Annotated in this window: 14 protein-coding genes; 5 read left to right on the forward strand and 9 right to left on the reverse strand. The window is 51.6% G+C overall.

Going from position 1 to position 13,991, the window contains the following annotated elements:
• Positions 1 to 6 precede the first annotated feature (6 nt).
• Positions 7 to 555 (forward strand): tetratricopeptide repeat protein, encoded by a 549-nt coding sequence (locus ACYVHX_RS25545; protein WP_460674529.1) that lies wholly within the window; start codon positions 7 to 9, stop codon positions 553 to 555.
• Positions 556 to 557: 2 nt separating this feature from the next.
• Here the strand turns inward: ACYVHX_RS25545 and ACYVHX_RS25550 are convergent, their stop codons facing one another.
• The 3 genes from ACYVHX_RS25550 to ACYVHX_RS25560 form a co-directional block, all read right to left on the reverse strand.
• Positions 558 to 1,751, reverse strand: coding sequence for a DUF255 domain-containing protein (locus ACYVHX_RS25550; protein ID WP_460674530.1), 1,194 nt, complete (start codon positions 1,749 to 1,751; stop codon positions 558 to 560).
• Positions 1,752 to 1,836: 85 nt separating this feature from the next.
• Positions 1,837 to 2,187 carry a gliding motility protein GldC gene (gene gldC / locus ACYVHX_RS25555; protein WP_460674531.1) on the reverse strand — a complete coding sequence of 117 codons (351 nt, stop codon included), beginning with the start codon at positions 2,185 to 2,187 and terminating at the stop codon, positions 1,837 to 1,839.
• A gap of 163 nt (positions 2,188 to 2,350) precedes the next feature.
• The gene (locus ACYVHX_RS25560) at positions 2,351 to 3,103 is read right to left on the reverse strand and encodes a DUF4197 domain-containing protein (RefSeq protein WP_460674532.1); all 753 of its coding nucleotides are present in this window, start codon (positions 3,101 to 3,103) and stop codon (positions 2,351 to 2,353) included.
• A 191-nt stretch (positions 3,104 to 3,294) separates the two neighbouring features.
• Here ACYVHX_RS25560 and ACYVHX_RS25565 point away from each other — a divergent pair, with 191 nt between their 5' ends.
• From ACYVHX_RS25565 to ACYVHX_RS25580, 4 genes are all read left to right on the forward strand, one after another.
• Positions 3,295 to 4,548: a competence/damage-inducible protein A gene (locus ACYVHX_RS25565; protein ID WP_460674533.1), complete on the forward strand. Its 1,254-nt coding sequence runs from the start codon at positions 3,295 to 3,297 to the stop codon at positions 4,546 to 4,548.
• Between the two features lie 11 nt (positions 4,549 to 4,559).
• The gene (locus ACYVHX_RS25570) at positions 4,560 to 5,900 is read left to right on the forward strand and encodes a dihydrolipoamide acetyltransferase family protein (RefSeq protein ID WP_460674534.1); all 1,341 of its coding nucleotides are present in this window, start codon (positions 4,560 to 4,562) and stop codon (positions 5,898 to 5,900) included.
• A 135-nt stretch (positions 5,901 to 6,035) separates the two neighbouring features.
• Positions 6,036 to 6,653: a hypothetical protein gene (locus ACYVHX_RS25575; protein ID WP_460674535.1), complete on the forward strand. Its 618-nt coding sequence runs from the start codon at positions 6,036 to 6,038 to the stop codon at positions 6,651 to 6,653.
• Positions 6,650 to 7,177 carry a 5' nucleotidase, NT5C type gene (locus ACYVHX_RS25580; protein WP_460674536.1) on the forward strand — a complete coding sequence of 176 codons (528 nt, stop codon included), beginning with the start codon at positions 6,650 to 6,652 and terminating at the stop codon, positions 7,175 to 7,177. Before ACYVHX_RS25575 ends, ACYVHX_RS25580 begins: the two co-directional genes overlap by 4 nt.
• A gap of 78 nt (positions 7,178 to 7,255) precedes the next feature.
• Here the strand turns inward: ACYVHX_RS25580 and ACYVHX_RS25585 are convergent, their stop codons facing one another.
• The 6 genes from ACYVHX_RS25585 to ACYVHX_RS25610 form a co-directional block, all read right to left on the reverse strand.
• Positions 7,256 to 8,068, reverse strand: a complete 813-nt coding sequence (locus ACYVHX_RS25585; protein WP_460674537.1) for an acyl-CoA desaturase — start codon at positions 8,066 to 8,068, stop codon at positions 7,256 to 7,258.
• A gap of 124 nt (positions 8,069 to 8,192) precedes the next feature.
• Entirely contained in the window at positions 8,193 to 8,864 is a 672-nt protein-coding gene (locus ACYVHX_RS25590) for a DUF4159 domain-containing protein (RefSeq protein WP_460674538.1), read from the reverse strand.
• Positions 8,864 to 9,568 (reverse strand): 16S rRNA (uracil(1498)-N(3))-methyltransferase, encoded by a 705-nt coding sequence (locus ACYVHX_RS25595; RefSeq protein WP_460674539.1) that lies wholly within the window; start codon positions 9,566 to 9,568, stop codon positions 8,864 to 8,866. Before ACYVHX_RS25595 ends, ACYVHX_RS25590 begins: the two co-directional genes overlap by 1 nt.
• Positions 9,569 to 9,612: 44 nt before the next feature.
• Entirely contained in the window at positions 9,613 to 10,182 is a 570-nt protein-coding gene (locus ACYVHX_RS25600) for a hypothetical protein (RefSeq protein ID WP_460674540.1), read from the reverse strand.
• A gap of 90 nt (positions 10,183 to 10,272) precedes the next feature.
• The gene (locus tag ACYVHX_RS25605) at positions 10,273 to 11,481 is read right to left on the reverse strand and encodes a M28 family peptidase (protein WP_460674541.1); all 1,209 of its coding nucleotides are present in this window, start codon (positions 11,479 to 11,481) and stop codon (positions 10,273 to 10,275) included.
• A gap of 261 nt (positions 11,482 to 11,742) precedes the next feature.
• The gene (locus ACYVHX_RS25610; protein WP_460674542.1) at positions 11,743 to 13,932 is read right to left on the reverse strand and encodes a glutamine synthetase III family protein; all 2,190 of its coding nucleotides are present in this window, start codon (positions 13,930 to 13,932) and stop codon (positions 11,743 to 11,745) included.
• Between the last annotated feature and the right edge of the window lie 59 nt (positions 13,933 to 13,991).

The raw sequence follows: 13,991 nt of genomic DNA on the forward strand, positions 1-13,991 counted from the left end.
CAGCACATGGAAGTTGCATTAATTGGACTCTTTTTCATCTTCTATCTTTTCGTCCGGTATTTCGTCATTGACCACGAAACGCCGGCGGAAAAAGATCGCCGGCGTTTCGCCACGGGTCTTCAGCTGGTTCAGCAACACCGGAACGACGAAGCCTTTCGTTTTTTCGATGATGCCGTTAAAGCGTATCCCAAATCGTCCATCGCGTTTGCGTACCGGGGTAAATGCCACCTCCGGAATGAAAATGTCTACTCCGCGCTCTTCGACCTGACGTATGCGTTAAGTCTGGATAACACCGTTCCGGATTCTTACCTGGACCGCGGGATTGCGCTGTACCAGTTGAATCAGTTCGGCGATGCGTTCAAGGAATTTGATAAAGCGGTCTGGTATTTTCGGGGGCAGCAACCGGACGCGATCCGCTGGCGGGCCATGGCCCGGATGAAGCTGGAACAGTTCAAGCAGGCCGAAAAAGACCTGATTCGGGCCATTGAACTGGGCGACGAAAATTCGGCGTATCTGCTGAAACTGCCGCCCTTCTCCAATGTCATTTACTCTTGAAATTACTTAAAACGACTCAGTTGGGCCGTATTCCGCCGGGTGTCCTGTTTGGCGGTTTTGGCCAGTTCCAGCGACTTCTGGGCGGCTTTCAGCCCATCTCCGGTTTTCCCGCCCCGCCGGTAAATTTCCGCTAACTCGAAATACAAATCGGCTTGTTCCGCGGGGGTTTTGGCCTGAGGAATGGCTTTGTTGGCCCATCGTGCCACCGTCGGAGCGTCACTGGCATCGGGACTTTTCCGGTTGAACAGGCGGATAACGTACAAATATTCGGGCGTCGAAAACTGACTTTGGGCAATGTGGTCATCCATGCGGGAAGCCGCTTTCTGGGCCTGTCCCGCCCGAAAATAAGCGTTTACTTCGGGCAGTAAGGTGCGGTTGCTGGCGACGCGCCCATCAATTCCGACCTGCTGGAGCTGGTTGCGGATCGTGATGATTTTCGCGGCCGGATACTGGTTGCCCCGGCTGCTGTAAAGCGATGACATCAGGATGTTTTCCCCAACCGTTTTGACTTGCTCGGCGGTATACGGTTTTACGAATTGGTCGAGGTGACCGATCATGTACTGAAAAAGAGGATTGTCAACGTCTAAGATTAATTTTTGCAGCACCAGCCAGTTGGTGGAATTTGCGTACGTTCCGGCGGTTTGCCGGGCGGCATACTCGTTCATAACCCGGATGTTGGTTGCCGTATCCCGGGTTACCCGGGCGTACATTCCGTAATCAATCAGAAAATTTACCGAGCGTTCCCCTTCTTCAAAGCGTTTGTGCATCGCCGAGGAGCGGTTTTCCGGACTCAGAGCCGTCGAGCCGTGCCGAATGACTTCTTCCGCCGAATTGTTGCTCATTGCCATGTGCACCAGTTTCCCCTGCGGATCGAAGTACAGAAACAAGGGCAGGGATGGCACAAACAGGCGGTTTTTTTCCAGAAAGGCCACGGTTTCTTTGGTCCCAATGTCGATTTTGGTGTTGATAAACCGGCTGTTATAAAATTTTCCGACGTTTTTTTCCTGAAACGTGGGAATAAAACTCTGACAGACGTGGCAAGTCGCCGAATAAACCTCAATAAAAACCGGCTTTCTGGCTTTGCGGGCGGCATCAAAAACCGTACTTAGCGCACCGGTCCGAAATTGTACGCCCTGCGCACCGACCGAACCCATCGTCAGCCAAACAACCGTCAATACGATACTGAGAAATCTCATAGAATAAAATGAGGGGTATACGGTTTTCGGTGTACGGTTTACAGGGACTGAATTATATCCGAAAACCGTACACCGAAAACCGTCTTTATGACTGCTGCTGTTGCGCCCGGTATTCTTCCTCCACTTTCTTGCTCAGATTCCGGCACAAATTATCAATTTCGTCGGCCATCGGCTGATCGCCCGTTGCCGTAACGATGGTGTCGGCCAGACTGCCCAGCACTTCAATGCAAAACCGCTTCATGTCCGTAACGGCCATGTCTTTGGTCCAAAGATTCAGCCGAAGCGTTCCCTGGTTGTAGTGATCCCAAACCGAAACGACGACCGCTTTGGTATCGCTCAGCCCCTCGTTGGGGTTATCGGTGGCATTCCAGAAAATCTTTTCCGGGATATTTTGATTGTCTAACTCTACTGAAAAATTGATTTCTGATTTTTTCATCGCTTTCGGTACAAGGCATTAAAAACTCCGCTGTCCCACCGGAGTCGCCCGGGGGCAGACCCCGGCTTTTGCGGAGTTTACGAGCTCAAAGGTAACCAATTGTCAAACGGATTTCCAATCCGGCTGGCGGGATTCCAGGACAAAAACCAACGGGGCAATCGGTTTACTGCTGACTAAACACTTTTTTGAGCAAATCATTCACCCGGGCCGCCGGGTTTTCACGAATCCGCTTTTCTTCCTGCTCAACGAGGGTAAAAATACCGTCAACCGCCTTGGTTGCGGCATAGTTGGTCAAATCCGGATTGACTTTCTGGGTCGCGATGGGCAGTTTGTTGTACGTCCGGACCAAATCGCTGTAGTAGCGGGTGGCCTGGTTTTTTTTCAGGGTGCTATCAATCACCGGCGTAAAAGCGGCCATCAGTTCAGCCGAAGTCGTGCGCTTAAGGTATTGAGTGGCCGCGTTTTTGTCTCCGCGCAGAATTCCGACCGCATCCTGAATGGTCATTGAGGTCAGCGCATTCAGAAAAATCGGTTTGGCCTTTTTGGCGGCATCTTCCGCCGAGCGGTTCAGTGACAGGACGAACTGATCGACCTGCTTGCCCAAACCGAATTTCCGCAGGGCGGACTCCACCTTCTGGGCTTCGGGCGGCATCAAAATTTTGATCAGGGCATTTTTGTAGTAACCGTCCGTGGCCGACGCCTGGTCCGATCCTTTGCTGATGCCGATCCGGAGGGCTTCTTTCAAACCGCTGGCAATCTCGTCGCTCGATAAAGACCCGCCCCCGACCGACTCGCCTACTTTTTCGAGGATCTGACCGAATACGGTTTTCTTTTTCGGCTGGGTGGAATCGGATTGGGCCATCACCGATCCGGATAAAGTGGTGAACAGCAGACCCAGTAAGCATGATTTTTTCATAAGAATTTCAGGTTGGTACTATATAGGTAACGCTCGTCCGAAGATTGTCGGGACAAGGAAAACCGTTTTTTTGCGTATTTTTGGCTCGAAACGGGTCGGTCAATTGTTCTTCGGTCAACGGGCCTTTTTCTTAAGACAAGAAAGTGGACCAAAAGTATAAAACCGACCTAAAAAAATTAGCGAATCTCTCCATGAAACCCATTCTGGCCGAAGTCATAACGATTGGTGATGAAATACTGTTTGGACAAATTACCGACACAAATACGCAGTGGATTGGCGCAGAATTGACCAAGATTGGCATCCGAACGATCCGAAAGTCGTCGGTTGGGGACACTAAAGAGGCCATTCTGGGTATATTGGAGGAAGCCACCCGTCGTGTTGACCTGGTGATTCTGACGGGTGGTTTAGGCCCCACGAAAGACGATATTACCAAAGTAACCCTTTGCGACTACTTCAACACGACCCTCGAACGAAATCCGGAAGCACTGGCTTTTGTGACGAAGTTTTTTGAAAGCCGGGGCCGCCAGATCACCGAGATAAACGCCCGTCAGGCCGATTTACCGCTTAACTGCACCTACATTCCGAACGACTGGGGAACCGCGCCAGGCATGTGGTTTTACGAAAACGATACGGTTTACGTGTCACTGCCCGGCGTCCCTTTTGAAATGAAAAACCTAATGCAATACCGGATTATTCCGAAGTTGCAGCAGCATTTTGAAACGCCGGTAATCGTTCATAAAATGATCCGGACCATCGGCATTGGCGAGTCGTTTCTGGCAGAAACCATCGCCGATTGGGAAAACAACCTTCCTCCGCACATTAAACTAGCCTATTTGCCGAGTTTTGGGCAGGTTAGGCTGCGGCTGACCGGCACGGGAACCGACACCTTGCAGGTGCAGCAGGAAATCGAAGAGCAACTTCAAGCCGTTCTGCCGCTGATTCAGCCTTATGTTTTTGGCTATGACAGCGACGAATTGGAAACCAAAGTGGCGCAACTGCTCGCCGAGAAAAGCTGGATGCTGGCGACTGCCGAAAGCTGTACCGGCGGTTTTGTAGCCAGCCAGATCACCAAATATTCCGGCTCCTCCGCTTATTTCGTCGGTGGTGTGGTGGCCTATAGCAACACGGTGAAAATAAGTCAATTGGGCGTAAATCCCGAAACCATCCATCAATTTGGCGCCGTGAGCGAGGAAACCGTCCGCGAGATGGCCGAAGGCGTCCGGAAAACCCTGGGCGCGAACGTCGGGATTGCCACCAGCGGCATTGCCGGACCCGATGGCGGAACCCCCGAAAAACCGGTCGGCACCATCTGGATTGCCTGCTCGACCGAAAAACAGACGGTAGCTCGTTTGCTGAAGCTGGGGCCCCACCGGGAGCAGAACATTCAGCTTACCTCCGTTTATGTCCTGAATCTTCTCCGGCAAACGCTGCTGGACGAACTATAAACCACTCCCCAATGGCACTAGTTGACATGGTGATGCCCAAAATGGGCGAAAGTATTATTGAATGCACGGTAATTTCGTGGATCAAAAAACCGGGTGACCGCATTGAAGCCGACGATTCGATTCTGGAGGTGGCCACCGACAAAGTTGATACCGAAGTTCCGGCGTCGCATTCCGGCATCCTGAAAGAAATACTGGTCAACGATGGCGATGTTGTGGCCATTGGCAGCCCGGTCGCCCGGATTGAACTTGAGCAGGAAGACGCTGTTACTGCCGCCGAATCATCACCGCCCGACCCGATCAACGTGGGCGAAACCGCCGAACAGGATGTGGCGAGTGTCGCGGCTCAACTGGAAGCCGATGTCTCCACGCTGTCGTCCCGCAATCCGGAGTTTCCGGCGCAGACCGAAACCGCCCATTCAGAAACCGCCCCTTCCGGAGCCGCCAACCGGTTTTATTCACCGCTGGTGTTGAGCATCATCAAGGCCGAGGGAATTTCGGAGAATGAACTGGCCACCATTGCCGGCACCGGGGCCGAACAACGGGTGACGAAGCAGGATATTCTGGCGTACCTGGAAAAACGAACGACCCAACCGGCAGAAGCGCCCAAGCCCTCTCTTCCCAAAGCGGCTTCCGTGAACGGCCAGACGGACATCATTCAGATGGACCGGATGCGGAAGATGATTGCCGAGCGGATGGTGGAATCGAAGCGCATTGCGCCCCACGTTTCCTCGTTCGTCGAAACCGACATGACGGTGCTGGTGCAATGGCGCGAGCGGAATAAAAAGGCCTTTCAACAGCAGTACGGTGAGAATATCACGTTTACCCCCCTGCTCATCGAAGCGGTCGTGAAAGCCATTGGCGATTTTCCGATGATCAATGTTTCGGTGGATGGCGACTCAATTATCGTCAAAAAATCGATCAACATTGGCATGGCCGTTGCGCTGCCGAGCGGCAACCTAATTGTCCCGGTTATTCACAATGCGGACCAGTACAACCTGGTCGGGCTCACCAAAAAAGTAAACGATCTCAGTCGGCGCGCCCGCGAAAACAAGCTCACCGCCGACGATCTGGCGAACGGCACGTACACGGTTTCCAACATCGGTACGTTTGGGAACGTAATGGGAACGCCCATCATTGTGCAACCCCAGGTGGCCATTATGGCGTTCGGGACCATCGAGAAAAAACCGGCCGTCATTGAAACGCCCCAGGGTGATCTGATCGGCGTTCGGCAGAAAATGTTTATTTCCCACAGCTACGATCACCGGGTGGTGGATGGCTCGCTGGGAGGGCAGTTCGTCAAGCGCGTATCCGACTACCTCGAGCGGTTTGATCCGGATCGGAAACTGGTTTGAAATCCGGCACGGCGATTCAGTCATGCATTCGTGCGTTTCATGACGGGAAAGAAACCGTTCACCGTGATTGGCTGAAAAAATCGGTTTTGATCGCTTAGTTTTAGGCGGTTTTACGATTTAACAACTACTACAATAATGAACTTGAAATGGACAGTGACCGGTTTGGGTTGCGTTTTGTTATCGCTCACGACGGTTTTTGCGCAAACGAATGCGCGGGTGGAAAAAATTCAGGGCGTCCAGACGTACGTCATGTGTGAGCCTTTGCAGGCTTACGAAACCGTATTTGAAGTGACTTCAGGAGCCAAGGCGGCCTCGCTGCTGACCGGTGGTGTGGTCAACGAAGGCGTTTCCGCCAAAGTGTCGCAGTTTGTGCGCCGGGCCACCAAAGACGCGAAAGCGAACGACAAGGCGTTTGATGCGGTAGTGATTTCCGGTTCGAAAACGGCAATTGCCATTAAGTTTAAAGGCGCAGGCGGTTCGGACAAGGCGCTGGCGCGCGTCCGGAAGATTGACGGTCTGGCGGTTTATGTGATGAACGAGCCGGTGAAGGATTACGAAACCGTCGTCGATGCCTCCGGCGGAGTGAAGGCTAAATCATATTTCACGGGGGGTATTGTAAATAATTCCGTAGAAGAAGATATAGAACAATTTGTCCGGCGGGTGAAAAAAGAAGCCCAGGAAGCCAAAAAGCCAATTGACGCCGTTGTATATTCAAGCGGAAAAAGAGCTATTGGTGTAAAATTCAAAGAATGAAACCTCGCATTGCAATTGACATGGATGATGTGCTGGCGGATACCGTCGGCAAATTTATCGACATCTACCGCCGTGATTTCGACACGACTGCCCTGCCCGACGTATTTCGAACGGAATCTTTTCACGAAATTCTGGAAGAGGACGTTTCGCAGCGGCTATCGGATTACGTGCACGAACCCGGTTTTTTTGCTGACATTGCCGTGATGCCGGGCGCTCAGGAATTTACCCGGGCGTTATCGGAGAAATATGACCTGTTTGTTACCTCGGCGGCAATGGAATTCCGAAATTCGCTGGCGGAGAAGTACGACTGGCTGGACGAGCATTTCCCGCACATTCACTGGAAAAACCGGGTTTTCTGCGGAGACAAAAGCATCATTCGGGCCGACGTCATGATTGACGATATGCCGTATAACCTGGTTAGTTTTGAAGGGAAAGGGTTGTTGTTCGACGCTCCCCACAACCGCGACAATTCACTGTTTCAGCGGGTCCATTCCTGGGAGCAGATCGCGGGTATTTTATTGTAAGAAATGAGCTTGTAAGCCCAACAAAAAACCGGGACTGGTCCAGTCCCGGTTTTTTGTTGGTTTACGTTCAGGCTCCGATTAGGCCGACACCTGCTCGTTTTTCTCGACCAGACGATCGTGGCCGGTTTCAAATTCGGCACTGGTCGCTTTAACAGGACGCATTTTGATGATGCCGGTCGCCGACAACAGCTTGATGACGGGATAAGTCGGATCAATTTCCCACCATTTGGCACCGAAATTTGCGGCATTCGGACGTTTGTGGTGGTTGTTCTGGAACAATTCGCCCATCATCAGCCAATCGAAGAACAGCGAATTTTTTGATCTGTCGTGGTTATCGAAGTTGGCATATCCGTATTTGTGCCCACTCCAGTTTACGATGGCACCGTGGATAGGCCCCATCAGGAAGTGAATCGGCAGCAGGAAGAAAAACGCCCAGTGCATGTCCAGGTAAACAAAAGCGAAGATGTAAAACAGCGAGTACGCCGTTCCCCAGGCCACGCGTGAAATCCAGGAATCCCCGATTCTTTCCAGCGCGTACCATTCCGGATAATTACGATCAAATTTAGCTTCAATGGGCCGAACCCGGTTCAGGACGGCATTATAAATGTCTTTCGTCTTCCACATCATCGTGAATACATTTTTCGTATGATGCGGTGAGTGCGGGTCTTTGGGTGTATCACTAAAGGCGTGGTGCATCCGGTGCAGCACGGCATAAGCACGGGGGCTCAGGTACGACGAACCTTGTGAAGCGTAGGTCAGGAAAAAGAAAAACCGCTCCCACACCTTACTCATCGTAAACATTTTATGAGCAGAATACCGGTGCAGAAAGAAGGTCTGGCAGAAGAGTGATACGTACCAGTGAACAACAAAGGCAATAAGGACTATTACCACAGGCTTGATTTTGTTAAAGGTGAATGGCTAAAAACCAACTTCAGTGCAATTAGATTATACAAATTTATAACAATAACGCCGATAGTTAACCGAATAAGACAAATTTTTTGTATTTATTTTTTGGTCAGAATACGGTTGTCGAATACTGTAAAAGGTTGGCTCCCATTCGCAAAGCCTGCTGACGGGACTCCTCTGGATCATTATAAACGGATTGATCTTCCCATCCGTTCCCCAAATCGCACTCGTAACTGTAAAAACACACCAAACGCCCTTCCCAGATTAATCCAAATCCCTGCGGTGCCTTCCCATCGTGTTCGTGGACTTTCGGCAAGCCACTGGTGAAATTAAATTTTTGGTGATACACCGGATGATTGTACGGTAGTTCAATAAATGACAGTTCCGGGAACACTTTTTTCATTTCCCGCCGGATGAATTTGTCCAGCCCGTAATTGTCGTCAACGTGCAGAAAACCGCCCGACATCAAGTACCGACGCATATTCTGCGCTTCGGCATCCGTGAAAACGACGTTGCCGTGGCCGGTCATGTGCACGAAAGGGTAGGAAAATAATTCCGGACTCCCGACCTCCACAATGTCCTCCTCGGGAAAAATGTTCATGCGCAGGTTGGAATTACAAAACTTGATCAGGTTCGGAATCGACGTCTTGTTGGCGTACCAATCGCCCCCGCCATTGTATTTCAGTTTGGCAATTTTATACGAGTACTGAGCCCAAACCGTCGTCGCCTGAAGTGTTGAAACTACCAGAACTGCCACCCAAATTGCCGTAATTCGTTTCATCAGATTAAGGTTGTATTGATCAAATGAATGGTATGGCAGGCCGCTAAAGCCGCCGTTTCGGTTCGCAAGCGGGTAGCGCCCAGCGTCACCATAGTAAATCCGTTTTCCCGCGCCTGGGCCAACTCCGAGCCGGAAAAATCCCCTTCAGGACCAATCAGCACCAGGGTCGTACCGCCGGGTTGGGCCGATTTACCCAACGGCACAGCCGGTTCATTTTCAGGAAGATGGGCAATAAACCGTTGATCAGCTAACAGTGTTAGGACCTCATTTAATTCCCGGAGTGGATCAATTTGCGGCAAAAATAACTGCAGGGACTGCTTCATGGCCGCAATGGCAATTTTTTCCAGTCGTTCCGGTTTCAACGACCGGCGCTCGGAATGCTGACTGGTGAAAAAACTAAAGCGATCGACGCCCAGCTCCACCGCTTTTTCCACCAGCCACTCGATTCGATCCGTATTCTTGGTCGGCGCCACGGCCAGGTGAACCCGGTAGGGTCGTGGCAGTTCTTCCAGCGTCTCAACAATCCGAAAACCGCACCGGCGTGGGTCCGCAGATTCAATTACCGCTTGATACCGGCGGCCTTTTCCGTCGGTCACATCGATGACCTGACCTTTGGCCAACCGCAGCGTTTTGACACAATGACGAGATTCTTCTTCGCTCAGAAACGGATTCGACTCCGCTTCCGGTTGATAAAACAAATGCATAAAAACGGTTCACCCGGTGCGGCCGGTTCTGGCACTCCCGGTTTTTATTCTTCCGGCTCGTCGTTTGAAAATGAATACATGGTTTTATCCAGCTTCAACGCGTCCTTGTTAAAGTTAGCAATAAACTCTTCAATTACCTCCTCCGAAATTTCTTCGACGTTCAGGCACACATCCAGGCTGATCCCGTACTCAAAATCGGTGTCGACGTCAATATGCTCCTGTACTTTTACGGCTTCCGTTTCTTCAATTTCCTCGATAAGCTCGGTCAGAAACAACTCAATTTCTTCTTCCAGTTCGGCATCGATCCGGTAATTGGGCTTCCGGTCCTCCACCGGAACGTACTCCGGAAACGACTTTTTGACTTTTTCCATCGCCATTTCGTACACCAGACTGCTGTGGTGAAGGCGCAGGGTATAAATGATGGCGTCGTAAATGACCTCATCCCCTTCGTGTTTACCAACAAACTGAATGTGAACGCATTCGCCAGAATTCAGCACGTCCAGATCGTCGTCCTCATCCTCAACATAGACAAACGAGCTCCCCTCCTGTTTGCATTCTTCTTTCAGTTGTTGAATTGCAGCCGGATCAAATCCTTCGTTTTTAATCGTTCCCATATGGTGCTAGTAAATAAATCGTTGTTCTCGATACCAAAAATACAAATCAACCCCCGGTTTTCCACACGTTGCGGGTAGCGTTTCCCCTGGTCATATCCGCTCAGCGGTAATTTCGTGGGACTGGTAATGCCGCACAATGGTCTGAATCGCAAAGTCAACCGCCGTTGGAATCGCCGACAAATCCGTCACCAGCAATTGATCTTCCGGGCGGTGAATATTAATCATGCGGCCTTTTTCGTCCATTGCGGAAAGGCTCATGACCGGTATTTTCCGACGCACAAACCACACGCTATCAAAATCGGCCGTGTGCCAGCGTCCGGGCGTCACCACCCCCTGAAACGGTTTTTCGTCCAGCAAGCTTTCGGCCGATTTCATCAGTCCGTTCGTGTATTCAATAACTTCAATGGTGCCGGTATGTTTGATCAGCCGGAGCGTTCCGTTGCCCAGGGTATCGAAATTAACGACAGCGGTCCGGTCTTTGGGCCAGCTCCCGCCGTTTTTTTCGATGTAAGCCCGCGACCCGTGCATGCCCGCTTCTTTAGCTCCCGTTAGCACCAGTTCAATTTCCATGCCGGGCAGGTACAATTGCCGCAGCCGGTCCGCCGTTGCAATGGCGGCCACGACACCCGTGGCATTGTCGCTGGCCCCGTTGGAAAACCCGTAGAGCCAGTAGCCAAGCGAACCCAGCAGCGCCTGAAGGAAAAAATAGGCGATCATACCGTATCGAATCCAGGGAAACCAGTGGCTGTTGAGGCCCACCTGTTGCAGCAAAAGCAGCAGCCCACCACCCAGCATCAACAACAGGGAAACGACCAAAGTGGCATGAAAGGTATGAACGCGGTCGGCCCGGTACAGAAGCGATATGGGAGCCGTGTCGTAGTGCGCCATCAGAATCACCTTCATAACCGGTTTTTCCTGATCTCCGGCGTACCCAAATCCGGTTTCGCGCCAGCGACCGATTAGATTATAGGCGGTTACCTGGGGGGGCAGTTTGGTAGCGGGTGAATACCGCCAGTTGAAAAACAACCAGGCCAGCACAATCCACGTCCAGGTCCAGCCCACCGCCAGCCAGCCCAGCGCCGGAAAAACCGCCAGTCCGGAAACCAATCCCGCCATTAGCCAGAAGATAATTGATACGTACGTTTTGGGGGTTCGGAACGATTCAAGGGTTACCGTTGCCTGTAGTTCACGCAGCGTTGAGGTGAGCAGTTCAATGGCCGATGCTTCGGAGCTGGTAGCGACCCCGCGGTGCGGAAGACGGCTCAGATCGCGCATCAGCGTTTCAACGGTAAAGGGCATAAAAGTTCAGGCTAACGGATGGGTCGGTACTCAGTCACTAAACATCATGGCCGGTGTTTACCTCAACGGTCGATTACCGGCCAGAACGGCGGTTTTTTGCCCGAAACCGCGCGGGTATACGCTTCAACGGATAAACCGTAAATAAACACAAATTTGTATATAAAACCGTATTGGGAAGCTCAAAAATAGTTTTTGGCCCAAAACAAAAGCCTGCACCAATCGGCGCAGGCTTTATGTGGAAATTATGGTTGGAAAAATAAATTACTTTACGAAGAGCATTTCCCGGTATTTCACCAAAGGCCAGTCTTCGTCGTCGATAATCAATTCAAGTTTATCTACTTCGTACCGGATCACTTCGAAGAAGTCTTTTACCTCCGTGGCGTACACTTTCGCCATTTCGGCGGCTGTCGGCAGCGCATTGGCTTTTTTCCGGGTTTCGGTCATTTCTTCCACCCCCTTCTTGATGGCGATGATACGGCTCGAAATTTCGGAGATCATGGCTTTGATCGGTTCGGCTTCGCTGTTCATGCCCAGGTCAACGAGCGACTTGGCGGTTTCGGCCAGTTTGTTGAGGTATTTCAAGGCCGTGGAAACAATGTGGTTCATGGCCAGATCACCAATCACGCGCGACTCGATCTGTACTTTCTTGACGTATTTCTCCAGCTCGATTTCGTAGCGGGATTCGGCCTCCGAATGATTCAGAACGCCCGTGCGCTCGAACAATTCCAGCGACTCCGGTCTCAGGTACACACCCAGGGCTTCCGGCGACGATTTGATGTTGGACAGGCCCCGCTGAGCGGCTTCTTCCACCCACTCATCCGAATACCCGTTTCCTTCAAACAGAATGCGTTTTGAATCCGCGTAATACGCTTTCAGAATGTCGACAATGGCGAGTTCTTTTTTCTCCCCACTGGCCAGACGGGCATCAAGGTCAGCTTTGAATTTGGTCAGCTGATCGGCAACAATGGCGTTCAAAACCGTCATGGTTGACGCCGAGTTGGCACCACCACCCACGGCCCGGAATTCAAACTTATTACCCGTAAAGGCAAACGGCGACGTCCGGTTGCGGTCGGTGTTGTCCCGGAGCAACGACGGAATCCGGTTGATGCCCAGTTTATAATAAACGTTATCGCCTTTGTTGACAATCACTTCCGACTTTGTTTCGAGGTCTTCCAGCGCTTTCGTCAGCGACTCACCCAGGAAGACGGAAACGATGGCCGGGGGGGCTTCGTTGGCACCCAGGCGGTATTCGTTACCGGCCGACGCGATGCTGGCGCGCAGCAGATCGGCATGATCGTGCACGGCTTTGACGACGTTCACTAAAAACGTCAGGAAGCGCAGGCTTTCTTTCGGTTTTGAACTGGGTGCCAGTAAGTTAACCCCAGTGTTGGTACCGAGCGACCAGTTGTTGTGCTTGCCGCTACCGTTGATTCCGGCAAACGGTTTTTCGTGGAACAGGATTTTGAGGTTGTGTTTCTCGGCCACTTTTTCCATTAAATCCATCAACAGGGCGTTGTGATCGATGGCCAGGTTCACTTCTTCAAAAGTCGGAGCTACCTCGAACTGGCCGGGTGCCACCTCGTTGTGACGGGTCCGAACCGGCATGCCCAGTTTCATGGCTTCGAACTCAAAATCCACCATGAACGCATTGACGCGCGGAGGAATCGAACCAAAATAATGGTCTTCCAATTGCTGACCACGGGCGGGCGAGTGCCCAAAAACCGTACGACCGGACATCACCAGGTCCGGACGGGCGTAGAACAGCGCCTTGTCAACCACGAAGTACTCCTGCTCGGCTCCGAGCGTCGGGGTTACTTTCGAAACGTTCCGATCAAAATACTGGCAAACGGCCGTCGCTGCCTTGTCAACCGCCGACAGGGCTTTCAGCAAAGGTGTTTTATAGTCAAGTGCTTCACCCGTGTACGAAATGAAGACGGAAGGAATACAAAGCGTTTTACCACCCGCACCGTTGTCCATCAGGAACGCTGGTGAGCTGGGATCCCAACCCGTGTAGCCGCGGGCTTCAAACGTATTCCGCAGACCGCCGTTGGGGAACGAAGAAGCATCGGGCTCCTGCTGAACCAGGGCGCTTCCCTTAAATTTCTCAATGGCTTTCCCTTCAATCGTTACATCGAAGAATGCATCATGTTTTTCGGCGGTGTCGCCCGTCAGGGGCTGAAACCAGTGGGTGTAGTGAGTCGCTCCTTTGGACAGTGCCCACGATTTCATGGCATTCGCCACCTCGTCCGCAATATCCCGATCGATTCTACCGCCGGTTTCAATCGCCTGGGTGATTTTGAGGTAGGCTTCCGGCGACAGCAGGGAGCGCATTACTTCATTATTAAAGGTATAGGAACCGTAGTATTCCGTTACACGATCAGCGGGTGGCGGCACAATCAGGGCTTGCCGACTTTGTGCAATTTCGAGGGCTTTAAACCGAAAGTTAGACATATGAGGATTGAGGTGGTTTTTGGATTAAAAACATCCAAAAATAAGAACAACTCAACATC

The sequence above is a fragment of the Larkinella ripae genome, assembly GCF_054780775.1.

What these genes read in the sequence shown, in the direction of transcription:
- ACYVHX_RS25575 (WP_460674535.1), top strand. Translation starts at nt 6,036, where the DNA reads ATGAACTTGAAATGGACAGTGACCGGTTTGGGTTGCGTTTTGTTATCG.
- ACYVHX_RS25560 (WP_460674532.1), bottom strand. Translation starts at nt 3,103, where the DNA reads ATGAAAAAATCATGCTTACTGGGTCTGCTGTTCACCACTTTATCCGGA.
- ACYVHX_RS25605 (WP_460674541.1), bottom strand. Translation starts at nt 11,481, where the DNA reads ATGCCCTTTACCGTTGAAACGCTGATGCGCGATCTGAGCCGTCTTCCG.
- ACYVHX_RS25600 (WP_460674540.1), bottom strand. Translation starts at nt 10,182, where the DNA reads ATGGGAACGATTAAAAACGAAGGATTTGATCCGGCTGCAATTCAACAA.
- ACYVHX_RS25610 (WP_460674542.1), bottom strand. Translation starts at nt 13,932, where the DNA reads ATGTCTAACTTTCGGTTTAAAGCCCTCGAAATTGCACAAAGTCGGCAA.
- ACYVHX_RS25550 (WP_460674530.1), bottom strand. Translation starts at nt 1,751, where the DNA reads ATGAGATTTCTCAGTATCGTATTGACGGTTGTTTGGCTGACGATGGGT.
- ACYVHX_RS25595 (WP_460674539.1), bottom strand. Translation starts at nt 9,568, where the DNA reads ATGCATTTGTTTTATCAACCGGAAGCGGAGTCGAATCCGTTTCTGAGC.
- ACYVHX_RS25545 (WP_460674529.1), top strand. Translation starts at nt 7, where the DNA reads ATGGAAGTTGCATTAATTGGACTCTTTTTCATCTTCTATCTTTTCGTC.
- gldC (WP_460674531.1), bottom strand. Translation starts at nt 2,187, where the DNA reads ATGAAAAAATCAGAAATCAATTTTTCAGTAGAGTTAGACAATCAAAAT.
- ACYVHX_RS25570 (WP_460674534.1), top strand. Translation starts at nt 4,560, where the DNA reads ATGGCACTAGTTGACATGGTGATGCCCAAAATGGGCGAAAGTATTATT.
- ACYVHX_RS25565 (WP_460674533.1), top strand. Translation starts at nt 3,295, where the DNA reads ATGAAACCCATTCTGGCCGAAGTCATAACGATTGGTGATGAAATACTG.
- ACYVHX_RS25580 (WP_460674536.1), top strand. Translation starts at nt 6,650, where the DNA reads ATGAAACCTCGCATTGCAATTGACATGGATGATGTGCTGGCGGATACC.
- ACYVHX_RS25590 (WP_460674538.1), bottom strand. Translation starts at nt 8,864, where the DNA reads ATGAAACGAATTACGGCAATTTGGGTGGCAGTTCTGGTAGTTTCAACA.